Below are 26,146 nucleotides of genomic sequence, written 5' to 3'. Positions count from 1 at the left end.
GCGCGATCGATATACGGAGTCCGTTCATGCTGTCCCCCGAAACCCCCATCCTGCTGCTCACCACCGGTGGCACGATCGACAAGGTCTATTTCGACGCCCTGTCCGACTATCAGGTCGGCGAGACGGTGATGGCCAAGCTGTTGCAGGTGGCGCGGGTCAAGCGGCCCTTCCGCATCGAGGAAATTACCCGCAAGGACAGCCTGGAACTGGACGACACGGATCGTGCGCTGATCGCCGCCCGCGTCGCTGCAGCGCGTGAGAAGCATATCGTCATCACCCATGGCACTGACACCATGACCGAGACGGCCAAGCTGTTGCAGGATATTCCCGGCAAGACCGTCGTGCTGGTCGGTGCGCTGGCCCCGGCGCGCTTTGGCGAGAGCGATGCGAGCTTCAACCTTGGCATGGCCTTTGCCACCGCGCAGGTCGCCGAGCCGGGCGTCTATATCACCATGAGCGGATCGGTGTTCCGCGCCGACAAGGTGGTCAAGGACCGCGCCAAGGGCGCCTTTGTCCCGACCGGCGAGTAAGGCGGGCCAGCGGGGCGGCTGAAACCTTTGCCCGCTCTCCGGCATTGTTGCCCCCACGGGGTGACAAAGAGGAGAGACTATATGGCAGATTATCAGGAACGCCCGGCGCCCACGACGACGATCATCGAAAAGCGCAGCGGCGGCGGTGGCACGACCATCGCGATCCTGTTGCTGGTCGTGGTGGTGGCGGTTGCCGCCTTCTTCCTGATCAGCAGCCAGACCCGCAAGGATGATGCGGTGTCGAGCGCGGCGAGCCAGGTCGGGCAGGCCGCGAGCGATGTCGGCGACGCCGCCAAGGATGCCGCCGATTCGGTAAAGGGCAATTGATCCAAGGGGCCGGCTTCCACAGCGAAGCCGGCCCTTTTTCAGACCATGATTTTGTCGAGCGCGGCGCAGAAGGCCTGCATGTCGGCCATCGAGCCGACGGTGACGCGCGACATGGTGGGCCAGGGCGCCCAGTTGCGGCCGATGCCGACACCCGCCGCCAGGAACTGGGCCTGCACGCCGGCCGCCGGCTTGCCCCAGTCGACCATGAACATGTTGGCGTCCGACGGGATGAACTTGACCCCGCGCTTGGTGAGGTGGGCGAAGGTGAAGTCGCGCGCGGCGATCATCTCGGCCCGGCGCTGCTCGATCAGCGCCTTCTGCGTCAGCGCCACCGTGCCGCACACGACCGAGGGGAGGGGCAGGTTGGTCGACATGCGCTTGCCGTCATAGCGCATCATCCTGGCATGCAGGTCCGGTCGCGCGATGGTGGCGCCCAGCCGCATGCCGGCCATGCCGAACAGCTTGGAGAAGGTGCGCAGCACGATCACGTCCTTGCCCTGCGCAACCAGCGGCGCGGCCGACTGGCCGTGCGAGAAATGGAGATAGGCTTCGTCCACCAGGACGATCGATCCGGCCGGCTTGTTGGCGACCAGCCATTCGATGTCGGCCACCGGCGTCAGCGTGCCGGTAGGGTTGTTGGGCGAGCAGATATAATAGAGGCCGGCGTCCGGATTGGCGGCCAGCATCGCCTTCACGTCATGGCGATAATCGGGCGTCAGTGGCACCTTCGTTACCTTGGCACCGGCCCATTCCGCCGTGCCCCAGGGCTGTTCATAGCTGACATCGGCGGTCACCAGCCCCTTTTGCGGCGAGCAGAAGGCGACGACGATGCGCGAGAGCGGGTCGCTGGACCCCGGCCATGGCAGGACATAATCGACCGGCACGCCCTCGATGGTCGCGAGCGTCTTCTTGAAGTCGGTGACTTCGGTGCCGGGATGGTAGAAATTGGCGTGGGACACGATCTTCGCCGCGGCGGCCTGGGCGACGGGGAAGGGGCCGGTCCAGCATTCGTTGGAGCCGATCCGCACCTTGGGGAAATTGCCTTCTTCAGGGCCGTCATTGCGCTGCGCCCAGACCGGGGTGCCGGCGGTGGCGACCGCCACGCCCGCGCCCAGCACGCCCAATATGCGGGCGGCGTCGCGGCGCGAATAGCCGCGCTGGATCAGATCCTGCTGCGCGTCATTCTGGTCGTTCATGGCTATTCCCCTATGCGTCCTGAAGAACGGTTCGGGGGAGTCAACGGACGAGGACGGGATTCCCGCAATGGCCTTGCTGTAACGAAGAAGGGCGCCCCCTGGGAGGGCGCCCTTCGTCATGTTTCAGCCTGTTCGGGCGAAGCGATCAGCCTTCGACCTTGGCATATTTCGGCGCGGCCTCATTGAGGATGCGCAGGATCTTCTGCAGCGCGGTGGGCTCGTCGGTCTCTTCCATCGCGGCGAGTTCGCGGGCGAGGCGGCTGGAAGCGGCTTCGAAGATCTGGCGCTCGGAATAGCTCTGCTCGGGCTGGTCGTCGGCCCGGAACAGGTCGCGGGTCACTTCGGCGATCGACACCAGGTCGCCCGAATTGATCTTCGCTTCATATTCCTGGGCGCGGCGCGACCACATGGTGCGCTTGACCTTGGGCTTGCCCTTCAGGGTTTCCATCGACTCCTCCAGCGTCTTGTTGGAGGACAGCTTGCGCATGCCGACGCCTTCGGCCTTGTTGGTGGGGACGCGCAGCGTCATGCGCTCCTTTTCGAAACGGAGCACATACAGCTCCAGTTCCATGCCCGCGATCTGCTCCTTTTGGAGTTCGATCACACGGCCCACGCCGTGCTTGGGGTAAACGACATAATCACCAACGTCAAAGGACAGCGCCTTGGCAGCCATTTGAAACCTTTCTATTCAACCGGGGAACGGGCCGTCGCGGGGCAGGTGCAGCAGGGGCACGAGTCGGGGAAAGTCCGCGGCGTCACCGTCAAGACATGATGCGAATACTCCAGGACGAACGCGACCATGTTCGTCCGCTGGGCGCTATTTAGCAGATTCGTAACAAAATTGCCACCCCCGGACACAAAGTCTGGGGGTGCGGCACAAAATGGGACGCTGCGCCTTGATGGCGCAGGATAATATCGATCAGCTGCCCTCGCCGGGTTCGGGCGAGAAGAACTGTTCCAGCTTGTTCTCTACGCCGCTCATCGCGTCGGCGTCAGCCGGGGCCTCGCCCTTGACCGTGATGTTGGGCCATTCGGCCGAGTATTTGGTGTTGAGTTCCAGCCATTTTTCGAGGCCGTTCTCGGTATCGGGCAGGATCGCCTCGGCCGGGCATTCCGGTTCGCACACGCCGCAGTCGATGCACTCGTTGGGATTGATGACCAGCATGTTCTCGCCCTCGTAGAAACAGTCCACGGGGCAGACCTCGACGCAATCCATATATTTGCAGCGGATGCAGTTGTCGGTCACGACATAGGTCATTGTCAGGGCACTCTTTGGGTTGCGACAGCGGCGGCCCTGCTATGCCCGGCGCGCGCGAAGGTCAATGAGGATAATGTTGACGGGCGCGTAGGGGCGGTTTTGTGCTGTCGGCAGCGCAGATGGTCGGTCGGGCCGCCCGTTCGAGCGGCCCGAGCCATCGTCAGTTGCGCACGTCGGATTCGGTGACGGGCGAGATCTTGATTTCGACGCGGCGGTTGGCGGCCTTGCCTTCCTCGGTCGCATTCGACGCGATCGGCTGGGTTTCGCCAAAGCCGCGCGTGGCGATGCGCGCCGACTGGACGCCATGGCTGGTCAGATAGCCGGCGACCGACTGGGCGCGGCGTTCCGACAGCGTCTGGTTATAGGCGTCCGACCCGTCGCTGTCGGTGTGACCATAAACGTCGATATAGGTCTTGGGATATTGCGACAGGATCGAGGATACCTCGTCCAGCGTGGGGCGGAACTGCGGCTGGACGCTGGCGTCGTTGAACGCGAAGGTGATGCCCGAGGGCATGCGCAGCAGCAGGTCGTCGCCCTGGCGGATCACGTCGACACCGCTGCCGGCGGTCTGCTGTCGCAGCTTGCGTTCCTGTTCGTCCATGTAGGAGCCGATACCGGCGCCCGCGATCGTGCCGATGCCGGCGCCCAGGATCTTTTCGGTGCGGTCATGCCGGCCGCCGACCAGATCGCCCAGCAGATAGCCGCCCAGCGCGCCGCCAATGCCGCCGATCGCCGCCTTCGACATGCGCTTCTGCCCGGTTTCCGGGTCGGTGGTGCAGGCCGTGGTGGTCAGCATCGCGGCCAGGCCGGCGGCCATCATGATCCGGTGCGAAATCCTCATTCTTCTATTCCCTTGTCCTTGGCATCCGCGTGGATGGATGCGTCCCTAATAACCCAGGCGATGGATTGTTCCACAAGTGAACTGAACGGGTGATGATGGGATGGTTGTGAAAACGAAAGAATAAAGGTTATAGGGGAGGGGACCACCATGGCCACGATCCCCCCTCCCGCTCCGACGCCCTTCCCCTGGGTAGACCTCATCATCATCCTGGCGCTGGTCGCGCTGAACGGCGTCTTCGCGATGTCGGAGCTGGCCATCGTGTCCGCGCGCAAGCCGCGGCTGCAGGCGATGGAGAAGGCGGGCAAGCGCGGTGCCAAGTCGGCTTTGCAGCTGGCGGCGGACCCCGGCAAGTTCCTGTCGACCGTCCAGATCGGCATCACCCTGATCGGCATCATTTCGGGCGCCTATTCGGGCGCCAGCCTGGGCGGGCCGACCGGCGAGCGGCTGGCGGCGCTGGGCCTGTCGCCCAATATGGCGGAAAATCTTGGCTTTGCGCTGGTCATCGGCCTCACCACCTATGCCTCGCTGATCATCGGCGAACTGGTGCCCAAGCAGTTCGCGCTGCGTCAGCCCGAGCCGATCGCCGTGCTGGTGGCGACGCCGATGCTGTATCTGGCCAAGCTGACGGCGCCGGTGGTGTGGGTGCTCGACAAGTCGAGCGGCCTGATCTTCAAGATTCTGGGGCTGGACCGCGAATCCGAACATCATGTCACGGTCGAGGAACTGCATCTGATCGTCGCCGAGGCGAGCCGGTCGGGCATCATCGAGGAAAGCGAGCGGGCGATCATCTCCGGCGTGGTGCGGCTGGCCGACCGGCCGGTGCGCGAGGTGATGACCCAGCGCATGGATGTCGACTGGATCGACATCAACGCCGACGAGGAAACAGTACGCCTGCGCCTGCTGGAAACGCCGCATACCCGCCTGCCGGTGGGGCGCGGATCGGTGGAGGATATTATCGGCATCGTCCAGGCGCGCGACATCATGACCGCCTTGTTCCGGGGCGAGGCGCTGAATATCGAGGCGCTGCTGCGCAAGGCGGAGGTGGTGCCCGACCAGGTCGACGCGATGGATGCGCTGGAAGTGCTGCGCAAGTCCGACGTGCCGATGGTGATGGTGCATGACGAATATGGGCATTTCGAGGGGATCGTGACCCCGGCCGACCTGCTGTCCGCCATTGCCGGCCATTTCGCATCCGACCGCGACGTCTATGACGAGCCGGATCTGGTCGAGCGCGAGGATGGCAGCCTGCTGGTGTCGGGCCAGATGCCGATCGACCAACTGGCCGAGAAGATCGACATCAACCTGTCCGAGGACCGCGATTATGCGACGGTCGCGGGCCATGTGCTTTGGCTGCTCAAGCGCCTGCCCGAAGTCGGCGACTATGCCGAGGATCAGGGCTGGCGCTTCGAGATTGTCGACATGGACGGGCGCAAGATCGACAAGCTGCTGGTCGCGCAGCTCTGACGATGGTGGCGTCGGCGCTCGATGCAGTCGACCGCCTGGCGCTGCGCCTGCTGGAAGAGAAGGACGGCCTGGCCGTGCTCGGCCTGTGTGGGGCGCAGGGCAGCGGCAAGAGCACATTGGCGCAGGCGCTGCAGGCGCGCATGGGCGCGCGTGGCGTGGCGAGCGCGATCCTGTCGATCGATGATCTGTATCTGACGAAGCGTGAGCGGGAAGGGCTGGCGCAGAGCGTGCATCCGCTGCTGCGGACTCGGGGCGTGCCGGGGACGCATGATGTCGCGCTGGGGCTGCGGGTGCTGGATGCACTGGCGGCGGGGCAAGCGGTGCGGCTGCCGCGGTTCGACAAGGCGGTGGATGATCGCTTGCCTGAAAGCGCGTGGCCGGAGGCAGGGGCGGGGCTGCGGTTGCTGATCCTGGAGGGCTGGTGCGTGGGCGCGCGGGCGCAGGAGACAAGTGAGCTGGATGCCCCGGTCAACGCGCTGGAGCGGGACGAGGATGGCGACGGGCGCTGGCGGCACTTCGTCAATGATGCGCTGGCGGGGGACTATCAGACGCTGTTCGGGCGGATCGATGCGCTGGCGCTGCTGGCGGCGCCGGGGTTCGACGTGGTGCAGGGCTGGCGGACGCAGCAGGAGGCCGAATTGCGCGCGGGTGGCGGTGGCAGCGCGGTGATGAACGATGCGCAGGTTGCCCGCTTCATCCAGCATTATGAGCGGCTGACCCGGCATATCTTGGACGAGATGCCGGGGCGGGCCGATCTGGTCGTGGCGCTGGATGCCCAGCGCGGCGTGACGGCGGTTCGCGGCCGATAGCCGAAAAGAGCGCCGCCACCGGCCGCGCCCTTCCAGAAATCTTACTGCGCCGCGTTCTCGGCCGGGGCCTCGGTCGCGTTGGCGGCGTTGTCGCCGCCTTCGGCCGGGGCCGCATTGTCCGCCGCAGCGGGCGCGGCATCGGCGGCGGGCAGGGGGAGGTTGGACCCCTGCGTGTTCAGCCATGCGATCAGGTTGGCGCGATCGGCTGGGTTGGAGAGGCCGGCAAAGGTCATCTTGGTGCCGGGGGCAAATTCACGCGGGCTCTTCAGCCAATGGTCGAGATTGTCGAAGCTCCATTCGCCGCCCTTGCTCTTGAGCGCTTCGGAGAAGGCGAAGCCGCCCTTGCCCTGGCCGATGCCTTCGCCGACGGTGGCATAGAGATTGGGACCGATGCCGTTGGCGCCGCCCTGATTGACGGTGTGACAGGCGGCGCATTTCGCGAACACCTTTTCGCCGGCCGCGACATCCGCGCTGGCGAGCAGGGTGTTGAGGCCGGGGCCGCTGTCGCCGCCACCTTCGCCTTCCACCTCGACGCCCTCGATCGCATAGCCCATCTTTTCGGGCCGTTCATCGTGGAAATATTTGGAACTGACGATCGCGCCACCCAGCGCGATGATGCCTGCAAACAACGCCCACCCTGCAACGGTGTTGAATCGATCGCCCATCCGCAGATTTCCCTCGCATCTTTGTTATGGAGGCTGTCGTGCGCTCCCCCACTTAAGCACTTGCCATAATGGGGGATAGGCCGGGGTGCAACCCGCCGTGGCGCTTTTCGCGCCCCGCCGCCCCGCCGATGCTTGCGCGCGATCCCCCAACTGCCTAAGCGCGCAGGCACGCATGGAAAATTATCCCGCCCCCGCTCGCGCGCTGGTCGCCGACATGTCGCAAAAGGCCGCTGCCGATCCGGCGCGCGCCGTCGCCTATCAGGGCGCGCCCGGTGCCAATTCGCACCTGGCCGCGCTTGGCTACGCCCCCGATTGCGTGCCGCTGCCCAGCTTTGCGTTCGAGGATGCGATCGACGCCGTGCGCAATGGCCTTGCCGCCCGAGCGATCATTCCGATCGAGAACAGCCTGCACGGCCGCGTCGCCGACATGCATTTCCTGCTGCCCGAATCCGGGCTGCACATCGTCGACGAATATTTCCTGCGCATCCGCCACTGCCTGATGGCGCCCGACACGGTGCCGGTGAAGAGCGCGATCAGCCATCCGCAGGCGCTGGGCCAGTGCCGCCATTATCTGCGTGAGCGCGGCATCCAGCCGGTCGCCTATGCCGACACCGCCGGCGCCGCCGCGCTGGTGGCGGAGACGCGGGCGCCGGGCGAGGGGGCGATCGCCCCCTATCTGGCCGCCGAAATCTATGGCCTGCGCCTGATCGCCGAGAATATCGAGGATAGCGACGACAACATGACCCGCTTCCTGGTGCTGGCGCGCGAGCCCAAGGCACCGGCGGCGGGCGTCGGCCCGGTCATGACCACCTTCCTGTTCGAGGTGAAGAATATCCCGGCCGCGCTCTACAAGGCGATGGGCGGCTTTGCGACAAATGGCGTCAACATGACCAAGCTGGAAAGCTACCAGCGCGGCGCCAGCTTCGCCGCGACCGAATTCTACTGCGATATCGAAGGGATGCCGGGCGACCCGGCGGTCGACCGCGCGCTCGCCGAACTGGAATTCCACACCAAATGGGTGCGCGTGCTGGGCAGCTACCGCCAGGCCCGCCCCCGTACCTGAGTGGTGCGCCCGATAAAGGGCGGTTTTTGGGTCACGCCTGGGTCTCTCCAGGGGCATGGCGCGAAGTTCACAGTGTCGTGACGCGACGATATCGGCGTTTTTCGCCGTTTTCGCGCCTGCCACGCGCCGCCGACGCGCCTGTTGGATCACATCCGGGGCATGGCGAAGCGCCATCAGGGTCACGGTGACGCGCCTGTTGGGTTGCGGGGGTGGCGGCGCATCGGTGTGCGCATAGGGGCGGGATCGCGGCTGCTCCATCGCGGAGGATAGATCAGATATTGGCTGAGTAGGAAAGCTGGGGTTGGATTGGCCGTTAAGGGAGTGGCTGCGCTAGCAGGAGCACATTGACTTCTGTTCGTTGCTTGGCATCTAAGTAGATGCGGCAAACGTGGTACTTGTGCAGGCTATCGAGCTACTGTATCGCGCACAATGGTACGGGCAGGACGCCACGCGGCGTCAGCTCTCACGAGCTGTTCTTATATGTCGGGTTTTCCAGCCTTGGCTTTCTTCGTTTGAGGAAAAAGATCCTTCCAATCTATCGTGCCCGTACCACTTTTAGTCTTGGTGCCTGATGGCTGCCGATCCGATTTCGCGTATTTGGTTAACTTACAAAACGCGGATCATATCTGAGCGGCGTTATCAACGATACGCGATCGTAAGCCATCTAGCTCTTAGCTGGTATGCATTTCTCTCAATCGTTTTTAGCATCTATCAAGATCGTTTTGCCCAAAGCTTAGGAGTGGTTGGCGCTTCTCAAGCTGCCTTGGTTATGTCGGTTCTTACCTTTGGTTTGTCGCTGATTATTTATGGCTTGAGATTTGATGATCTCGCTCGAATCCATCGAGAATGCTACATATCGATGCAGAGAGTTTACCAATCACCAGAATCTGACGATGTTAAGTTAGAAAGATACAGCAGTCTTCTTGAGCATTATCCAAATCACTCGGATAGTGACTACGATGATTTATTGTTCGATGCTTGGCGGTTTGGAAGAACACTAAGTGGGACGGACGGTCAGCCAATCCTGTTTGGTTGGCGGAAAGTGGTCGCATCATATTTTCGTCATTTTGTTCGAAACTTGGTTACATTTTCTCTATTTTTTATTCCTTTAGGTTTTTCCTTTTTTGGCCTTTGGGGTTCGTAGTTGGCTACCGTGCAGGAGCTTCATTTTAGCGAGTCATCGCTTAAAGCGCTTTTTAGCTCGCGCATCATTAAGTCTCGCGCTGTCGGTTTAGATGGTACGCGGCTGGAGGCATTCACAAGCCGATTAGACGAAGAGTGTGCGCTCATTGAGCGGAAGGTGCTTTGTGGCACTTATACCTTCACCCGCTATCGCGAGAAGCTGATCCTGAAGGGGGCGACGCGATTACCCCGGCGCATTTCCATACCTACTGTCAGAGACCGGCTAGCTTTGAGAGCGATTTGCAATCTGCTCGCTGAAGCGGTTCCGGGCGCTCGTTCGGCGCCGCCGCATAGCTACATCAAGGCCATTGCCAGCCTGATCAAAGGGACAAGCGAGCCTCTATCTTTTCTCCGGGTGGATGTTCGTGATTTCTTTCCTTCGATTCAGCACAATATTTTACTTTCCAAGCTGAAAGATCTTGGCGTTGAATCATTGATCCTGACCCAGATTCAGAAGGCAATAGAAAATCAGACAGGCTCGGCTCCTGACTACGTTGTGTCCGGTGTCGGTGTGCCGCAAGGGCTCAGTATCTCAAATCTGCTCGCATCTGTGTATATGCAAGAATTTGATGCTGAGGCCGCGAAGCGTTCAGTTTACCACAGGTACGTGGACGACATATTGGTTGTTGCGCCCTCCCATGAGATAACTGCCCGCTTTAAGGAGATACATGCTGGCCTGCTCGAGCTGAGGCTTGATCCCCATCCGATGGGGCGTTCCGGAAAAACTGAAATAAAGCGGATTTCTGAAGGCATAGACTATTTGGGATATCATCTTACGCCCCGGAAAATTTCCGTGCGAACGTCATCTTATCATCGAATGTTCAAAAATCTTAGTAAGGTATTTACTCAGTATAAATACAAGAAAAACTTACAGCAATTTTTGTTCAAATTAAATTTAAGAATAACAGGTTGTGTTGTTGATGGTAAAAGAAAAGGGTGGCTGCTTTTCTTTTCGCAAACGGATGATTTATCCCAACTTCGTTATCTGGATGAGTTTGTTGCGACTCAGTGTCGACGCGTTGGCATCAACCCTAAAGCCTCCGATATCGCGCGCTTCGTTAAAGCTTACCACGAGATCAGGTTCAAGGGGGTCGTTAACGGATACATTCCAAACTTCGACAATTTTACTCTTGAACAGAAGTATGCGCTTATAAATAATCTTACTGGAGTTCCGTTCGAAGAACTGGACAGCCGATCAGTAGAGGTAACGCAGGCAGATTTTCGTAATCTGGTTGCGAAAGAGGTAGCTGATCTGGAACAAGACGTTCTCACTGCGATATCATGATCGCGGGTGTTTTGGGTTTCGCCTAGTTGCTAAACTGAAATTCGGCCACGTGTGATAATGCTCATGGTCCAATTGCCTTGTAATGACGAATAGCGGCTTTCTAGAACGAAGTTCAGCGCTTTACTTGGCTGGGCCACCCCCTCCCACCCCTCCGCTTCCGCTGCCCCGCAATCACCGCTATAGCCCCGCCATGGTCGCTGCGATCCTCTTGTCCGCGCTGGCGATGACGCTGATCGTCGGGGTGCGCTATCTGATTGCCAGTGGCGGTTTTGCGCTGGCGACGCGGATGCGGCAGCCCGGCCTCTATCGCGGGCAGGGGCGGCAGATCGGGCGGGAGATTGGCTGGTCGCTGGCGTCCGCCGCCATCTATGGCATTCCCGCCGGTATCGTCGCCTGGGGCTGGCAGGCGCGGGGGTGGACGCGCATCTATGAGGATATGGGCCGCTATCCGCTCTGGTATCTGCCGGTGTCGGTGCTGCTCTTTCTCGCCGCGCATGATACCTGGTTCTACTGGACGCACCGGTGGATGCACGCTCCCCGGCTGTTCCGCATCGCCCATGCCGTCCATCATGCCAGCCGGCCACCGACCGCCTGGGCGGCGATGAGCTTTCACCCGTGGGAGGCGCTGACCGGGGCGGTGGTGATCCCGGCTTTGGTCTTCCTGATCCCGATCCATGTCGGCGCGCTGGGCGTGGTGCTGTCGATCATGACGATCATGGGCGTGTCCAACCATATGGGGTGGGAGATGTTTCCGCGCTGGATGGTGCGCGGGCCGATCGGCCGCTGGCTGATCACCGCCAGCCATCATCAGCGGCATCATGAACAATATCGGTGCAATTATGGCCTCTATTTTCGCGTCTGGGACCGGCTGTGCGGCACCGACCGGGGGCTGGGTGAATTTGGCGGTGATTTGAGGAAGGAACAGGCGTGATCGGTCGGGTGCTGTTTGCGGTGGCGGCATTGGCAGGGCTGGCGGGCGCGGCGCCGGTGGACCTGGCCCAGCCGATCAGCATGACGGCCGAGGGGCTGCGATCGGCCAAGGGGCGCATCCTGATCTGCGTGGCGCGATCGGCCGATTATTTCCCCGATTGCAGCAAGGATCCCGACAAGCGCCACCTGATCGTGGCGACGACGGGCAATGCCATCCCGCTCGGCAATCTGGCGCCGGGCGACTATGCGATCGCGATCATCCATGACGAAAATGGCAATGGCAAGCTGGACACTTTTGCCGGCATTCCGCGCGAAGGCGTGGGCTTTTCGCGCAATCCGGTGCTGCGCTTTGGCGCGCCCAGCTTTCGGTCGGCCGAGTTCGTGGTGAGCGGCGCGCCGGTGCGGCAGGCGATCCGGCTCAAATATTTCCTGTAACGATGCGGGCCGCCGCGACTTGTCGGCAAGGGGTGACGCCCCACATAAGGCGCTGTATGACGGCGGCGACTAACCGCATTGCAGGAGAATGAAGCGTGGCGACCCTGGGACTGAGCGAGGCCGACAAGGCGGCCGTGGAGGCGTTTCGCCAGGATGTGGTGGAGCCTTCGCGCACGAGCCTGGTGATCGTCGACTTCTGGGCCGAATGGTGCGGCCCGTGCAAGCAGCTGGCGCCGGTGATCGAGAAGGTCTGCGCCGACTATGCCAGCAAGGGCGTCAAGCTGGTGAAGGTGAATGTCGATGAAAATGGCTTCATCGCCAGCCAGTTCCGCGTCCAGTCGATCCCGACCGTCTATGCCGTGTTCCAGGGCCAGCCGGTCGCGGACCTGAGCCAGGCGCGGACCGAGGGACAGCTGAAGCAATATCTCGACCAGCTGCTGAGCCAGTTGCCGATCGAATCGGACGAGAAGGCGCAGGCGCAGGAGATCGCGCCGCTGATCGCGATGGGCGAGGAGATGCTGGCCGGCGGCGAGGCGGAGCGCGCCCTGTCGGTGTTCCAGCAGATTGCCGACATCGCGCCGGACAATGCCGAAGTGCTGAGCGGCCTGCTGCGCGCGCTGGTGGCGCTGGGGCAACTGGACGAGGCTGATGCGCTGCTCGCCGAACTGCCCGCCGAGATGCAGAAGGACCAGGCGATCGAGCGCGCGAAGGCGGCGCTGGCGCTGGCCCGTAATGCCAAGCCCGTGGCCGACCTGTCGGGGGTCGAGGCGCGTCTGGCGGCCGATGGTGACGATCATGTGGCGCGCTTCGAGCTGGCGACCGGGCTGATGGGCAATGGCGACCGCGATGGTGCGGCCGAGCAGCTGCTGGAGATCGTGCGCCGCGACCGGGCCTGGAATGACGGCGCCGCGCGCACCCAGCTGCTGACCCTGTTCGAGGCGGTCGGGCTGGAAGATCCGTGGGTGTCGGCGCAGCGCCGCAAGCTGTCGCAGATCCTGTTTTCCTAAAGGATCGGTGAGCGGTGAATCGCGCGCGCATCTCGATCTTTCCCTTGTCCGGCGCGCTGCTGCTGCCGGGCATGGAGCTGCCGCTGCATATCTTCGAGCCGCGCTATCGCGCGCTGGTGCAGGATGCGTCCGCGCGCGACCGGCGCATCGGCATGATCCAGCCACGCAGCGAGGGGCAGAAGCCGGCGCTGTTCGACGTCGGCTGCCTGGGGCGGATCAGCCATATCGAGGCGTTGGACGATGGCCGGTTCAACATCATCCTGACCGGGCTGGCCCGGTTCCGGCTGGTGCGCGAGCTGGAGGTGTCGACGCTGTTCCGCCAGATCGAGGCGGAGGTCGAGCAGGCGCCGCCCGAGGACGAGGCGCTGCACATGGTCGAGCGGGCGGCGCTGGAGCAGGAATCGCGCCGCTTTGCCGATGCGCTGGGCTATGCGGTCGACTGGACGGCGGTGTCGCGGCTGGACGATGCCGCGCTGGTCAACGGCATCGCCCAGATCGCGCCGTTCGACCCGGCGGCCAAGCAGACGCTGCTGGAGGCCGACACGCTGAGCGAGCGGGCCGACCGGATCATCCAGTTGATGCAGATCGTCGGCCGCGCCGAGCGCGACGGCGGCGCGACGATGCAATGAGCGAGATTATGCGCGAAGAAACGGCCCCGATCGATCCCTGGCTGCTGGACAAGCTGGTCTGCCCGGCGACGCGCACGCCGCTGCGCTGGGACGCGACGCGCCAGGCGCTGGTGTCGGATGCGGCAGGCCTCGCCTATCCGGTGCGCGACGGCGTGCCGGTGCTGGTGGTGCGGGAAGCGACCGCCCTTTCCTGACCGGGCGCGGTCGGTGTCGGCCTAACCCTGCCCGCCCAGCAGTTGATATTTGAGGCCCATGGCCTGGGCGAGGTTGCGCAGGCGGCGTTCGACCGCTTCGCCGTAGAGATCGGCATCCTCGTCGCGCAGGTGGAGGTCGATGCGGTCGCCATGCCGTTCCAGATGGGAAATGGCGAGCGGGCCTTCGACGCCGCCCGACAGGCGCTGGGCCAGGCGGATGGCGAGGCCCCAGAGCGCGGCGCGGCGCAGCGCGTCGGGGCTGGCCATGCGGTCGAGGTTGGGCAGCGTGCCGACATCGCCGCCGAAATGGGTGTGCAGCGCCTGGCCCAGCATCGCCCGCTCGGCAGCGGTGATGCCGACCCAATTGCTGTGCAGGGCGATTTCGACGCCGCGTTCGGCGCGGAAATCGGGATTGGCACGCCAGCTGACATCGGCCAGCAGACAGGCGGCTCGGCGGATGCGGCGCGCACCCTTGTCATCGTCGGGGAAGAGCGGGGCGATCCAGCGGTCGATACGGTCGCCATGGCCGCGGAAGCGGGCCTGTGCCTCGCCCTCCGCCTCGGCCGCGACCAGCAGCGGATCATGGGCGCGGATGTCGTCGGGCAGATTTTCGTAGAGCAGCCCTTCGCGCAGGCCATAGGCCGACACGATCATCCGGCTGGACTTGAGCTGGCGCACGACCACCGACAGCAGCGCGGCGGCATCCGGCAAGGTCGGCACGCGCGATCCGGTCATGGCCGGGATCTGCTTCAGCCGGCCCTTGTCGACATGGGAGATGATGCGGGTAAGCTGCTCGGCACGGGCGGCGCTCATCTCATATTGATGGACGACCGGTAGCGGGAAATGGGTGAGCTGCATGTCGAAGCGGGCGAGCGAGCGCCAGGAGCCGCCAACGAGATAGAAGGGCAGGTCCGGTTCCGCCTGCCAGCCGGCCTTTTCCAGCATCTTGGCGACGCAGCGATCAAGCGCACGCGGCCCCTTGGCCCGGATCTGCGGCAGGCGCAGCACGCCCAGCGGCAGCGAGATGGTCTGTTCGACCGCGCCCTCGCGCACGCGGGCCAGTTCCAGGCTGCCGCCGCCCAGGTCGCCGACAATGCCGTCGGCATCGGGAATGCCCGACAGCACGCCCATGGCGGCGCCGATCGCCTCCTGCGCGCCCGACAGCAGTTCGACGGTCAGGCCCATCGCCTTGGCACGGGTGATGAACTCGGCGCCATTGGTGGCGTCGCGCACGGCGGCCGTCGCCACGCAGCGTATGTCGGTGACGCGCATGTCGCGGCACAGATGGGCGAAGCGGCCGATGGCGCGCAGGCCGCGTTCCATCGCCTCCGCTTCGATCGCACCGGTCTTGGCGAGCGACGCGCCCAGACCGGCCATCACCTTTTCATTGAACAGGATGAAGGGGATGCGGCGTGGCCCGTCATAGACGACCAGGCGGACGCTGTTGGAGCCGATGTCGATGATCGCCGAGCGCGCGGTAGCGGGTTCGGGCGAGGTCGCCATGGTCTCCGCCATGGCGCGCACGCGGCTGAGCATCGAGTTCATCGCGCGATCAGGCCCGGCCACGCAGGCGCAGGGTCGGCACCGCGCCATGCTCCTGCGCTGCGCCACGCCCGGACAGCGACGGGTTGGTCATGAAATAGCGGTGCAGGTTGAACGGCCGGTCGCCCGGCTCCAGCCGGGTATAATGGCCGTCGCGGTCCAGCACCCAGCTCTGTTCGGTGTCGATCAGATTGGCGACCATCACCTGGTCGAGAATCTGGTCATGGACGGTGGGATTTTCGACCGGGGCGAGGAATTCGACGCGGCGGTCGAAGTTGCGCGGCATCCAGTCGGCCGAGCTGATATAGACCTTCGCGCCATTATTGGGCAGCGCCTTGCCATTGCCGAAGACGGTGATGCGGCTATGTTCCAGGAAGCGGCCGACGACCGACTTGACCCGGATATTTTCCGACATGCCCGGCACGCCCGGACGCAGGCAACAGATGCCGCGCACGATCAGGTCGATCTGCACCCCGGCATTGCTGGCGGCATAGAGTTTCTCGATGATCGCCGGGTCGACCAGGCTGTTCATCTTGGCCCAGATGGTGCCGGGGCGGCCGGCGCGGACATGGTCGATCTCCGCATCGATGCAGGCGCACAGCGTGTCGCGCAGGTCGCGGGGCGACATGACCAGCTTTTCCAGCCGCTGCGGCTCGACATAGCCGGTGATGTAGTTGAACAAAGCGGCGGCATCGCGGCTATAGGCGGGGTCAGCCGTGAAGAAGCTGAGATCGGTATAGATGCGCGCGGTGATCGGGTGGTAGTTGCCGGTGCCGAAATGGCAGTAGCTGCGGAACTGGTCGCCCTCGCGCCGCACCACCATCGACACCTTGGCATGGGTCTTCCAGTCGATGAAGCCATAGACGACCTGCACGCCCGCGCGTTCCAGCGCGTCGGCCCACATCAGATTCTGTTCCTCGTCGAAACGCGCCTTCAGTTCGACCACGGCGGTCACCGACTTGCCGGCCTCGGCCGCGTCGATCAGGGCGCGGATGATCGCCGACTGCTTGCCCGCGCGATAGAGGGTCTGCTTGATCGCGACCACGTCCGGGTCGGACGCGGCCTGCTTCAGGAAGGAGATGACGACGTCGAACGCCTCATAGGGATGATGGACGACGATGTCCTTGGCGCGGATCGCGGCGAAACAGTCGCCGCCATATTCGCGGATGCGCTCGGGGAAGCGCGGCGCATAGGGTTCGAACTTGAGGTCCGGCCGGTCGGCGTCGACGATGCCGCTAAGGTCACCGATGCCGATGAAGCCCTCCACCTCGACCACGATCGCCTCATGGCCCTGGAGCATGTCCTGGAGCATTTCCTCGACCGGTTCGGGGATGCGTTCCTCTATCTCCATGCGGATCACCCGGCCGCGGCGACGGCGCTTGATGGCGCTGCGGAAATAGCGGACCAGATCTTCCGCCTCTTCCTCGATCTCGATGTCGCTGTCACGGATGATGCGGAACACGCCGCTGTTGCGGACGCGATAGCCGGGGAAGAGATCGGCCGAGAAGCGGCGGATCACCGCCTCCAGCGCCATGTAGCGCATCGGTTCGCCCGGAATGCGCACGAAGCGGGCGAGCGAGGAGGGGATCATCACCAGTTCGCGGATCGGTTGCTTGTCCGACAGACGCTCCAGATCGAAGACGATCGACAGACCCTGATTGGGGATGAAGGGGAAGGGATGTGCCGGGTCCAGCGCCTGGGGCGTCAGGATCGGGAAGATCTGGGTCAGGAAATGCTCGCGCAGCCACCCCGCGCAGCCGACATCCATTTCCGCGGACGGACCGATCACCTCGATCCCGACCTGCACCAGCTCGCCATGCAGCGCGCCCCAGACCTTCTGCTGGGCGCGCATCAGGCTGGCCGTGGTTTCGGTGATCGCGCCGAGCTGCTGCGCCGGGGTCAGGCCGTCGGCCGACCGCAGATCGACATCCTGCAACTGCTGCCCTTTGAGGCCGGCGACGCGAACGGAGAAGAATTCGTCGAGATTGGCGCCCGAAATCGACAGGAAGCGGAGCCGTTCGAGCAGCGGGTGGGCCCGGTTCATCGCCTCTTCCAGCACCCGCTGGTTGAAGGCCAGCCAGGAAAGCTCGCGGTTGAAATAGCGCTCGCCCGCGGGCGAAAGGCTGGCGATGGGATCGGCTTCGGCCACGGATTACTCGCGCTGGTCGTTGGTGGGATCGGGCGGGACTATAGGCAAGATTCCTGCAGATTGCAGGGCCTCTTTCGCCAGTGCGACCGAAATCTTACGTCCAGATGACAGCGACGCCTCATCCAGCAGCGCGGTGACCGCCGCAATCGCGCCATAGCTGCGCTCGATCCGCCGGAGCAGCCAGGGGGCAAGGTCCGGCGCGAAGCTGGCGCCCGATGCGCCCAGCCGCCGCTCGATCAGCGCGAGCGCCAGCGCCTCGTCCGGTTCCTCGATCGCGACATGGGGCGATCCGGCCAGCCGCGATCGCAGGTCGGGCAGCGCCACCGTCCAGCGCAGCGGGGACGTGCGACCGATCATCAGCAGCGGGCGATGTTCGGTCTGCGCCTCGTTCCAGGCATGGAACAGCATATGCTCGTCCTGCCCCTCGGCATCGTCGATCACGCTGCCGCCGCTCATCGCGACGAACTGGCGGCCCAGCGCCGAACGACCCGACAGTGGCGGGCCGGTCAGCACGGTCACGGACACAGGCCAGTCGCGCCAGCGTTCCAGATGGGCAACGGCCAGCTGATTGGCCTCGCTCACCAGAAACTCCTCGCCCTGGCCCTGCCATTCGAAGGGCAGGCTGATCTGGCTCATGGCTGTCCTGCGGGCGCCTGCCGGCGCGAGATGCGCATGGTGTTGCCCGATACCGCCACGCTATAGCCCCGCGCCTGCAATCCGGTGCGCAGCGCGTCGGCCGTGCCCTCGAAGCTGACCTGCATCACCGAAGTGCCGCCCAGCGCCAGGCTGCTGGTCGCGGCCGAGCGGACGCCCGGAATGCTGCGCAAGGCCGATTCGCCGGCGGTAACCGATCCGACGTCGGGCGTGTCGAACTGGATCGCGAAGCTGGCGACACTGGCGCCGGCGGTGGGCAGCGGCATGTCGACCGCCTCGATCGGCGCCTCGGTCGCATTCTCGATCGCCAGCGCGCTGGGATCGACCGGTTCCTCGATGATCAGCGACGGATCGGGCCGCAGGCGGCCGTCATTGAGCGCGCGGATATAAAGCTCGTCGATCCGGCGCGCGCCTTCGTCCAGCATCTGCGGTATGCCGCTGTCGTTCGAGGCGCGCAGCGCGAAGCTGCCGATCAGGCTGTTGTCCGGGCCATAGCGCGCGGTGAAATTGGCCGTCACCGGGCCGCCGGGCCATTGCCGGTCGAGCCGCACCATCGGGATCACCACATCGGCCGCGCCATATTGGTCGAGCAGCACGCGCCACCACAGGCGGCCGCGCCGCCCGGTCTGGCCGGCGTTGAGCAATACCGGGTCGGCGACCGAGCCCGCGACGCGGACATAGTCGATCGCGCTGTCGCCGGTGCGATAACGCGCCCAGGCCTTTTGCCATTCATTGACCCGTTCATAGGATACGGCGGAGCCGCCATCCCACATGACCGGAATCACCAGCAGCGGCGGCGAGCGCATCACATTGCCGGAAACACCGAGCAACTGGCCGGTGCGCGCGCGGTCGAACAAGATGCCGAGCGTCGCGACATAGCGACCGGGACCGGCCTGCTCATATTCGACCTCGATGCCCGAGATCATGGCTTCGAGCTGCGAATCGGAAAGGCTAGGCACGCCGGTGCCGCCATGGGTGCGGGTCCACAGCATCTTCCACGCCTGGCGCTGGGCCAGCCGCCATCCGGCATATCGGGCTGCGTCGGCGCTGCCGGCCTGGACGTCGACCTTCACGCCGCGCACCTCATAATCGCCGCCGCTGGCGATCGGCGGGACGCCGCGTTCGCCCTCCATCTGGGCGAACAGCGCCGCGCCGACCAAGCCGATTCCTACCGCGCCGACGATCTGCGCCGGGCGGGACAGGGCGTGGAGAGCAAGCGCTGGCGGAAACGACAGGCGACGAAGAGTCTTGGCAAGGATCACGGGCGTCCTTTTGGCGAGTTTAGCCTCGCCTGCCAAGCGCCAACCCATCCAGCCTTCCGTTTTCGGCGCTATTGTTCTAGGGCGCAGCCTCATGAGCGACAACGAATCCTACAGCTACGCCAAGGCTGGCGTCGACATCGCCGCGGGCAACGCCCTTGTCCGTGCCATCGCCCCCCTGGCCAAGGCCACCCGTCGCCCCGGCGCGGACGCCGAACTGGGCGGTTTCGGCGGCTTTTTCGACCTGAAGGCCGCGGGCTATGACGACCCGTTGCTGGTCGCGGCCAATGATGGCGTCGGCACCAAGCTGAAGCTCGCGATCGACCATGACCGCCATGACGGCGTGGGCATCGACCTCGTTGCCATGTGCGCCAACGACCTGATCGTGCAGGGCGCCGAGCCGCTCTTCTTCCTCGACTATTATGCCACCGGCAAGCTGGAGTCGGGCGTCGCCGAGCGCGTCATCGCCGGCATCGCCGAGGGTTGCCGCCAGGCCGGCTGCGCGCTGATCGGTGGTGAGACCGCCGAGATGCCGGGCATGTATGCTGACGGCGACTATGACCTGGCCGGCTTCTGCGTCGGCGCGGTGGAGCGCTCCAAGGCGCTGACCGGCAACAAGGTGAAGGCTGGCGACGTCCTCATCGGCCTCGCCTCCTCGGGCGTCCACTCCAACGGTTTCTCGCTGGTCCGCCGCCTCGCCGCCGACAAGGGCTGGAAGCTCGATCGCCCGGCGCTGTTCGACAATGAAGTGCTGCTGATCGACGCGCTGATGGCGCCGACCAAGATCTACGTGAAGAGCCTGCTACCGCTGGTCCGCGCCGGCATGATCAATGCGCTCGCCCACATCACCGGCGGCGGCCTGCTGGAAAATATCCCGCGCGTCCTGCCCGAAGGCACCCATGCCACGGTCGACGCCGACGCCTGGGAACAGCCGCGCCTGATGGCGTTCCTCCAGGCCCAGGGCAATATCGAGCCGGAAGAGATGGCGCGCACCTTCAACTGCGGCATCGGCATGATCCTGGCCGTGGACGAGGCGCATGTTGTGGGCGTCACCCAGGCGCTGGAGGATGCGGGCGAAACCGTGTTCCGCGTCGGCACTGTCAGCGAAGGCGACAAGGGCTGCACCGTCAGGGGCAGCACCGAAACCTGGAGCGCCAAGGCCGACTGGTCCGCCACGCATCTGGGCTGACAAGCACCACCAATCCCCCTCCCGCCTGCGGGAGGGGTTAGGGGAGGGTTTTCCAGGGGATCGCCTTTAAGACAGGCCCTCCCCCGACCCCTCCCGCCAGCGGGAGGGGAGACCCTATGACCAAAGCAAAGATCGGCGTCCTGATTTCCGGTCGCGGCTCGAACATGGCGGCTTTGCTCTACGCGGCGAAGGCCGCGGACTGCCCCTATGAGATCGTGCTGGTCGCCGCCAATGATCCGGAAGCCCCCGGCCTGGCGCTTGCCGCGGCCGAGGGCATCACCACCTTCGGCCAGAGCCACAAGGGGCTAAAGCGCGCGGAGTTCGACGCAGTGATCGACGCGCAACTGCGTGCTGCCGGCGTCCAATATGTCGCGCTGGCCGGCTATATGCGCCTGCTCTCGCCCGAATTCGTGTCCGGCTGGGAAGACCGGATGCTCAATATCCATCCCAGCCTGCTGCCCAAATATAAGGGCCTCGACACCCATCAGCGCGCGATCGATGCGGGCGACAGCCACGCCGGCTGTTCGGTCCATATCGTTACCGCCGAACTGGACGATGGCCCGGTGCTGGGCCTGACCCCGGTGGCGATCCTGCCCGGCGACACGGCCGACAGCCTGGCCGGGCGCATCCTGATCGCCGAACATCAGCTCTATTCGCGCACGCTCGCTGATTTCGTCACCCGCGAGCGTCAGCCCGACTGGCTGCTGAACAAGGTGCGTGAAGCCGCGCTGGCGCTGCCGCAGGCGGACGAGATCGTGTCGCACGGCATGCCCTGCTTCGGCATCGTGAAGGGCAAGAAATTCGCCTATTTCACCCGCGACCATCATGGCGACGGCATCATCGCCGTGCTGGTGAAGACCACCGCGCCGGAAGAGCAGGCGACCCTGATCGAAGCCGACCCGGCCCGCTATTATCGCCCCGCCTATTTCGGCAATGACTGGGTCGGCATCCGCCTCGACCTGGGCGATACCGACTGGGACCATATCGGCGAGCGGCTCCACGCCAGCTGGCGCCAGATTGCGCCGAAGAAGCTGCTGGGCCTGAAGGATATCGCCGACCAGTTCTGACCATCTGCTCGATGGGCCGAACAAATATGCAGGATGAGTTGTGATCTTCCTGCGTCGGGCCGATGCTGGACATTGTCCGGAAACATTGTGCTGTATTTACAGTATATTGCTTGGAAATTATTGTGCCGGGCCATGGTGCCCGTGCGCCGGCACGGGGGCTGGTCGATCTTCGGACGGCCGTTTCGACAGGGATTTGCATAATGAAATCGACGATGGTCCGATCGAGCATCGCGCTGCTTGCCATGGGCGCAGCAGCGCAGGTGGCAGTCAAGGCGCAGGATCTCAGCAGTTCGCGCCAGTCGGTGGGGCAGCCGAGCAAGGACCGGATCGTCATCGGCCTGGGTGCGGCGGTGACGCCGGTCTATCAGGGCGCCGACGATTATCGCGTGCTGCCGCTGCCCGCGATCGACATTGTCGAGGGGCGCTTCTTCGCCAATTTCCGCAATGGCGTGGGGCTCAATCTGGTCGATGACCGGGCGCTGACCATCGGCGCGGGTGTCACGCCGATGCCCGGCTATCGCCGGCGCGACGTGCCCACGGGCGTCGATCGGTTGTCCTGGGGCGTGGGTGGCCGCGTGTTCGCCAATCTGACCGGCGGCGGCGTGGTGGCGACGCTGGGCGCGACGCAGGGCATTACGGGCAGCACCGGCGGCTTCATTGCTGACGCCAGCCTCTCCTATCCGGTCATCCTCAGTCCGAAGGTCATCATCACCCCCTCGATCGCCACCAGCTTTGCCGACGGCAAGCATATGGACGGCTATTTCGGGGTGAATGCGCGGGAGGCGGCAGCATCCGGGCTGGACCAATATCGCGGCAAGGCAGGGTTCAAGGATGTCTCGGCGCTGCTCAACATCGTCTATCGGCTCGACAGCCGGTGGAGTGTGACCGGATCGGTCGGGGCGACCAGCCTGCTCGGCCGGGTCAAGGACAGCCCGCTGGTCGAGCATGCGACGCGGCCGAACGGCTTCCTGGCGCTCGCCTACCGGTTCTGAATCACCGGCGAGATCAACTGCCGACCGTCAATTCCTCATAACAGGCCTGCGCCTCGGGCGCGGGGCCGCGCCGGCTGGGCAGCTGGATCACGCGGACGACGCGGACGCCGGCGGCGTGGGGAAAGGTGATGAGATCGCCGGCGCGCACCGGCGCATGGGACCGGTCGATGCGCCGGCCATTGAGGCGGATATGGCCGTCCTCGGCCAGCTTCTGCGCGGTCGATCGGCTTTTCGACAGGCGCGCGAACCACAGATATTTGTCGATGCGCAGGGACGGGCCGAGGCCCGTCCCTGGCCCCTTCCCTGGCATTGTCATGGCCCCCTTGGGGTCAGCCATTGCGCCCCAGCAGTTCGGCCAGGCCGGCAAAGGCATGGTTGCTGGTCGCGGCCTTGTGGCTGGCGGGGGTAGCGCGCGGCGCGCGATTATCGTCGCGGTCGCCACCCTTGCGCGGGCCGCGATCGCCGCCCTTGCCACGGTTGTCGCTGCGGTTTTCACCGCGATTGTCGCTCTTGCCGGCAAACTTGCCCTCGGGGCGCTGCTGCTGATCGCGGCGGGGACCGCGCGGACCACGATCGCCCTGCGGGCGGCCCTTCTGCCGGCCCTTGAACACCCAGTTGGCGCCGGTGGCGGCCACGGGCGCTTCGGCCGGGGTTTCGGTCGTCGCTTCGCCAGGCGTTCCCGCGTCCGCTTCGACGGGAGCCTCGGCAACGGCTTCCGCTGCGGCTTCAGGCGCAGCGTCGGTCGCTTCGACCACGTCCGTGCCTTCCACGGCGGGTGCGGCTTCGGCCAATGCCTCGGCGACGGGCGCTGGGGTCGGCACCGGATCGATCGGGCGGAAGCCGGCGGCGCGCATCAGCTGCAGGAACGCCTCTTCGCTCAGGCCCAACGACACGATCTGCGGGCTGAGCGCGCTGAACGGCTCATTCTTGGCGATCGTCTCATGCGCGGTGCGGGCCATACGCTCGGCCATGTCGATGCGCAGCATCTGCGGACCGAAGCTGCGGAAGCCGGCGATGCGGGCGCCCATTTCCTGCGGCTTGTCGCCGGTCGGGATCAGGGTCAGGCCCGGCTGGGGCAGCGGCAGGCAGGGCTTGCCGATGCGGGCCGCCTGCAGCGCCGCGCGCCAGCGCGCCGCGCCCGGCTTCAACAGGCCGGGATGATAGAGGTCGAGCACGCCGATATCGATGCCGGCGCGGCGCAACAGATGGCGCTGATCCTTGTCGAGATGGCCGAGCGCCGAATCAAGGTCGAGTCGCGGCGCGACGCCACCGGCATCGGCCAGCTGGGCGAAGACCGCGCGGACGACGGCGGGCACGGCCGGATCGGCAGCGCTTTCGCTCATCTTGACCAGCGGCAGCAGATGCTTCTGCTTCTGCGCCTCGAACCAGGTCGCCAGACGGGTCGTCACCTGCTTCTGCACATCCGGGCCCAACGCGGCGAGCGCGCGATCAAGCCGGATTTCGGGCGCGAGCAGGCCTGCGCCCGCCATCAGCGTTGCGACCGGGGTTCCCTGCCAGGCGATGCCCGGCGTCTGTCCCGCATCGTCCATGAGCGCGAAATCCGTATCCGCAGCGCTCATCAATTCGTCAGCCTTCACTCGTAATACCTTTCCAAGGCGCCTTTCCGCCGCCGCCAGCAACAGCTTTCTGTCCTGGAGTCGCGTAGCGGGATCGACTGAGAAACGAAATCCGTCAAGTCGCCCGATCGTCTCGCCATCGACGCAGACCGTCCCATCCGGGTCGACCGTGACCGGCAGATTGCTCGCATTCTGTCCGATATCCCTTAGCAGAACAGAGGTGCGTCGGTCCACGAAACGCTGCGTCAGGGCCGCATGCAGCGCATCTGACAGCTTTTCTTCCAGCATGCGCGTGCGTTCCGCCATCTCTACCGGATTGGCCAGCCAGTCGGGACGATGGGCGATATAGGACCAGGTGCGCGCGGCGGCGATCCGGCCCGACAAGGTGTCGATGTCGCCCTGGACCGAATCGAGGCGGGCGATCTGCTGGGCGAACCAGTCGCGCGGAATATGGCCGCCAAAGCCCGAACCATTGCCGGCGATGAAGCGCCAGATGCGCGCCACGGTGCGGGCATGATGCTCCGCGCCCAGCTTCTGGAAATCGGGCAGGCCACAGGCGGCCCAGAGCCGTTCGACATCGCGCTTGGAGCGGACACGGGTCTGAACTTCCGGGTCTTCGGCCATGCGGCGCAGCACGGCCAGGTCGACCGCCTGTGGCGCGGCGCGCAGTTCCGGGCGGTCGGGCCGGGCCTCCAGATCGATGATGAGATGATCGATGCTGTCAGTGCGCGGGGCGCCGTCGCGCCAGAAAAGCTGGTCGACGGAGGGGAAGCGATGCGCCTCGATCGCCTCTATCTCTTCCGGCGTGAAGGCGGCATCGCCATCCTCTGACCCCAGACTGCCGAAGGTGCCGTCCTTGTGATGGCGCCCGGCGCGGCCGGCGATCTGGGCCATTTCGGCGACCGTTAGCCGGCGCGACCGGCGGCCGTCAAACTTGCGCAGCGAGGCGAAGGCGACATGGGCGACGTCGAGATTGAGGCCCATGCCGATCGCGTCGGTGGCGACCAGATAATCGACGTCGCCATTGAGGAACATCTGTACCTGGGCGTTGCGGGTGCGGGGCGACAGGGCGCCCATCACCACCGCCGCGCCGCCGCGGAAGCGGCGCAGCATTTCCGCCACGGCATAGACTTCCTCGGCCGAGAAGGCGACGATGGCGGAACGGCGGGGCAGGCGCGACAGCTTCTTGGCGCCGGCATAGGAGAGGGTGGAGAAACGCGGCCGGCCGATGATCTCGACCTCCGGGACCAGGCTCTTGACCGTCTTCGCGATGCTGGCGGAGCCCAGGATCATCGTTTCTTCCCGGCCGCGCGCGCGCAGGATGCGGTCGGTGAAGATATGGCCGCGCTCGGGATCGGCGCCCAGTTGCGCCTCGTCCAGCGCGACAAAGGCGAAATCGCTGAGGCCGCCGGTCATCGCGGCGGCTTCCTTGCCACCACTGATGGGCATGGATTCGGCCGTGCAGAGGAAATAGCGCGCGCCCGGTGGCACGATCTTTTCCTCGCCGGTAATCAGCGCAACCTGCTGCGCGCCCTTGATCGCGACGACGCGGTCATAGACTTCGCGCGCCAGCAGGCGCAGCGGAAAGCCCATCATGCCGCTCGAATGGCCGCACATGCGCTCGACGGCGAGATGGGTCTTGCCGGTATTGGTGGGGCCCAGCACAGCGGTGACGGGCGAACGGGCGAACTGGGCCATGATGGGGCCTATGTCGTGCAGGATGGCGGGCAGGGCAAGGACTTTGCGCGATCCGCCCGATGTTCCGGTGGTTAACGGGACTCTGCCCGGCCATGGGCACGTTTCGTCGCAGCGGCGCGGGTCATGGCGGCGTCTTAAATTGACTTTAACCCTGCGCGTTCACAAGGGTGCGGTCCGACGCATGGCGCGGGGACCATTGCGTTG

26 protein-coding genes are annotated in these 26,146 nt (G+C 64.8%); 15 read left to right on the top strand and 11 right to left on the bottom strand.

All coding sequences use genetic code 11. The features are described 5' to 3' along the window. Window positions 1-26 precede the first annotated feature (26 nt). On the top strand, window positions 27-530 hold the full coding sequence (locus E5554_RS20215; RefSeq protein ID WP_004211094.1) for an asparaginase domain-containing protein: 504 nt from the start codon (window positions 27-29) through the stop codon (window positions 528-530). 81 nt (window positions 531-611) lie between these two features. Next, window positions 612-857: a hypothetical protein gene (locus E5554_RS20210; RefSeq protein ID WP_004211096.1), complete on the top strand. Its 246-nt coding sequence runs from the start codon at window positions 612-614 to the stop codon at window positions 855-857. Window positions 858-895: 38 nt separating this feature from the next. Here the strand turns inward: E5554_RS20210 and E5554_RS20205 are convergent, their stop codons facing one another. The 4 genes from E5554_RS20205 to E5554_RS20190 form a co-directional block, all read right to left on the bottom strand. Further along, a complete protein-coding gene (locus tag E5554_RS20205) occupies window positions 896-2,053 on the bottom strand; it encodes a pyridoxal phosphate-dependent aminotransferase (protein ID WP_136187879.1) in 1,158 nt (385 codons plus the stop codon). 145 nt (window positions 2,054-2,198) lie between these two features. After that, window positions 2,199-2,726 (bottom strand): CarD family transcriptional regulator, encoded by a 528-nt coding sequence (locus tag E5554_RS20200; protein ID WP_004211100.1) that lies wholly within the window; start codon window positions 2,724-2,726, stop codon window positions 2,199-2,201. Window positions 2,727-2,972: 246 nt separating this feature from the next. Beyond that, on the bottom strand, window positions 2,973-3,311 hold the full coding sequence (gene fdxA, locus E5554_RS20195; RefSeq protein ID WP_004211101.1) for a ferredoxin FdxA: 339 nt from the start codon (window positions 3,309-3,311) through the stop codon (window positions 2,973-2,975). A gap of 160 nt (window positions 3,312-3,471) precedes the next feature. Then, a complete protein-coding gene (locus E5554_RS20190; protein ID WP_136187878.1) occupies window positions 3,472-4,152 on the bottom strand; it encodes an OmpA family protein in 681 nt (226 codons plus the stop codon). 147 nt (window positions 4,153-4,299) lie between these two features. Here E5554_RS20190 and E5554_RS20185 point away from each other — a divergent pair, with 147 nt between their 5' ends. Both E5554_RS20185 and E5554_RS20180 read left to right on the top strand, forming a co-directional pair. Continuing rightward, on the top strand, window positions 4,300-5,616 hold the full coding sequence (locus E5554_RS20185) for a hemolysin family protein (protein WP_136187877.1): 1,317 nt from the start codon (window positions 4,300-4,302) through the stop codon (window positions 5,614-5,616). A 2-nt stretch (window positions 5,617-5,618) separates the two neighbouring features. Continuing rightward, on the top strand, window positions 5,619-6,425 hold the full coding sequence (locus E5554_RS20180) for a kinase (RefSeq protein WP_136187876.1): 807 nt from the start codon (window positions 5,619-5,621) through the stop codon (window positions 6,423-6,425). Window positions 6,426-6,466: 41 nt separating this feature from the next. Here E5554_RS20180 and E5554_RS20175 read toward each other — a convergent pair whose 3' ends face one another. Then, a complete protein-coding gene (locus E5554_RS20175; RefSeq protein WP_037510216.1) occupies window positions 6,467-7,090 on the bottom strand; it encodes a c-type cytochrome in 624 nt (207 codons plus the stop codon). Between the two features lie 172 nt (window positions 7,091-7,262). Between E5554_RS20175 and E5554_RS20170 the strand changes: the two genes are divergently transcribed. The 8 genes from E5554_RS20170 to E5554_RS20135 all read left to right on the top strand — a co-directional run bounded on the left by E5554_RS20170 (window position 7,263) and on the right by E5554_RS20135 (window position 13,815). Then, window positions 7,263-8,153 (top strand): prephenate dehydratase, encoded by an 891-nt coding sequence (locus tag E5554_RS20170; protein WP_004211109.1) that lies wholly within the window; start codon window positions 7,263-7,265, stop codon window positions 8,151-8,153. 571 nt (window positions 8,154-8,724) lie between these two features. After that, window positions 8,725-9,297, top strand: coding sequence for an SLATT domain-containing protein (locus E5554_RS20165; protein ID WP_136187875.1), 573 nt, complete (start codon window positions 8,725-8,727; stop codon window positions 9,295-9,297). 9 nt (window positions 9,298-9,306) lie between these two features. Next, window positions 9,307-10,620, top strand: a complete 1,314-nt coding sequence (locus E5554_RS20160) for a reverse transcriptase domain-containing protein (RefSeq protein ID WP_247594453.1) — start codon at window positions 9,307-9,309, stop codon at window positions 10,618-10,620. A 190-nt stretch (window positions 10,621-10,810) separates the two neighbouring features. Then, window positions 10,811-11,551 carry a sterol desaturase family protein gene (locus tag E5554_RS20155; protein ID WP_136187873.1) on the top strand — a complete coding sequence of 247 codons (741 nt, stop codon included), beginning with the start codon at window positions 10,811-10,813 and terminating at the stop codon, window positions 11,549-11,551. Next, window positions 11,548-11,985 (top strand): DUF2141 domain-containing protein, encoded by a 438-nt coding sequence (locus E5554_RS20150; RefSeq protein ID WP_136187872.1) that lies wholly within the window; start codon window positions 11,548-11,550, stop codon window positions 11,983-11,985. The genes E5554_RS20155 and E5554_RS20150 overlap by 4 nt, the downstream gene beginning before the upstream one ends. 95 nt (window positions 11,986-12,080) lie before the next feature. Further along, entirely contained in the window at window positions 12,081-12,992 is a 912-nt protein-coding gene (locus E5554_RS20145) for a tetratricopeptide repeat protein (protein WP_136187871.1), read from the top strand. A gap of 14 nt (window positions 12,993-13,006) precedes the next feature. Beyond that, on the top strand, window positions 13,007-13,621 hold the full coding sequence (locus E5554_RS20140; RefSeq protein ID WP_136187870.1) for an LON peptidase substrate-binding domain-containing protein: 615 nt from the start codon (window positions 13,007-13,009) through the stop codon (window positions 13,619-13,621). Between the two features lie 8 nt (window positions 13,622-13,629). After that, window positions 13,630-13,815 (top strand): Trm112 family protein, encoded by a 186-nt coding sequence (locus E5554_RS20135; protein ID WP_247594316.1) that lies wholly within the window; start codon window positions 13,630-13,632, stop codon window positions 13,813-13,815. Between the two features lie 21 nt (window positions 13,816-13,836). Here the strand turns inward: E5554_RS20135 and E5554_RS20130 are convergent, their stop codons facing one another. Genes E5554_RS20130 through E5554_RS20115 form a run of 4 tightly spaced genes read right to left on the bottom strand, consistent with a single transcriptional unit; the run spans window position 13,837 to window position 19,422 of the window. Then, window positions 13,837-15,360, bottom strand: a complete 1,524-nt coding sequence (locus E5554_RS20130; RefSeq protein WP_136188423.1) for a Ppx/GppA family phosphatase — start codon at window positions 15,358-15,360, stop codon at window positions 13,837-13,839. 7 nt (window positions 15,361-15,367) lie between these two features. Next, window positions 15,368-17,506: an RNA degradosome polyphosphate kinase gene (locus E5554_RS20125; RefSeq protein ID WP_004211118.1), complete on the bottom strand. Its 2,139-nt coding sequence runs from the start codon at window positions 17,504-17,506 to the stop codon at window positions 15,368-15,370. Window positions 17,507-17,509: 3 nt separating this feature from the next. Continuing rightward, a complete protein-coding gene (locus E5554_RS20120) occupies window positions 17,510-18,142 on the bottom strand; it encodes a hypothetical protein (protein ID WP_004211120.1) in 633 nt (210 codons plus the stop codon). Continuing rightward, window positions 18,139-19,422 (bottom strand): hypothetical protein, encoded by a 1,284-nt coding sequence (locus tag E5554_RS20115; protein WP_037510195.1) that lies wholly within the window; start codon window positions 19,420-19,422, stop codon window positions 18,139-18,141. Before E5554_RS20115 ends, E5554_RS20120 begins: the two co-directional genes overlap by 4 nt. A gap of 91 nt (window positions 19,423-19,513) precedes the next feature. Between E5554_RS20115 and purM the strand changes: the two genes are divergently transcribed. From purM to E5554_RS20100, 3 genes are all read left to right on the top strand, one after another. Next, window positions 19,514-20,608: a phosphoribosylformylglycinamidine cyclo-ligase gene (gene purM, locus E5554_RS20110; protein ID WP_136187868.1), complete on the top strand. Its 1,095-nt coding sequence runs from the start codon at window positions 19,514-19,516 to the stop codon at window positions 20,606-20,608. Between the two features lie 116 nt (window positions 20,609-20,724). After that, window positions 20,725-21,675, top strand: a complete 951-nt coding sequence (purN, locus tag E5554_RS20105) for a phosphoribosylglycinamide formyltransferase (protein WP_136187867.1) — start codon at window positions 20,725-20,727, stop codon at window positions 21,673-21,675. Window positions 21,676-21,875: 200 nt separating this feature from the next. After that, the gene (locus E5554_RS20100; RefSeq protein ID WP_136187866.1) at window positions 21,876-22,667 is read left to right on the top strand and encodes a MipA/OmpV family protein; all 792 of its coding nucleotides are present in this window, start codon (window positions 21,876-21,878) and stop codon (window positions 22,665-22,667) included. Window positions 22,668-22,680: 13 nt separating this feature from the next. Here the strand turns inward: E5554_RS20100 and E5554_RS20095 are convergent, their stop codons facing one another. Continuing rightward, entirely contained in the window at window positions 22,681-22,977 is a 297-nt protein-coding gene (locus tag E5554_RS20095; RefSeq protein WP_037510259.1) for an RNA-binding S4 domain-containing protein, read from the bottom strand. 19 nt (window positions 22,978-22,996) lie between these two features. Next, window positions 22,997-25,942 carry a helicase-related protein gene (locus E5554_RS20090; RefSeq protein WP_136187865.1) on the bottom strand — a complete coding sequence of 982 codons (2,946 nt, stop codon included), beginning with the start codon at window positions 25,940-25,942 and terminating at the stop codon, window positions 22,997-22,999. Window positions 25,943-26,146: the final 204 nt, after the last annotated feature.

Source organism: Sphingobium sp. PAMC28499 (genome assembly GCF_004795815.1).
Classification (GTDB): Bacteria; Pseudomonadota; Alphaproteobacteria; order Sphingomonadales; family Sphingomonadaceae; genus Sphingobium; species Sphingobium yanoikuyae.
The sequence above is the reverse complement of the archived record's forward strand: the minus strand, read 5'-3'. Positions and strand labels throughout refer to the sequence as shown.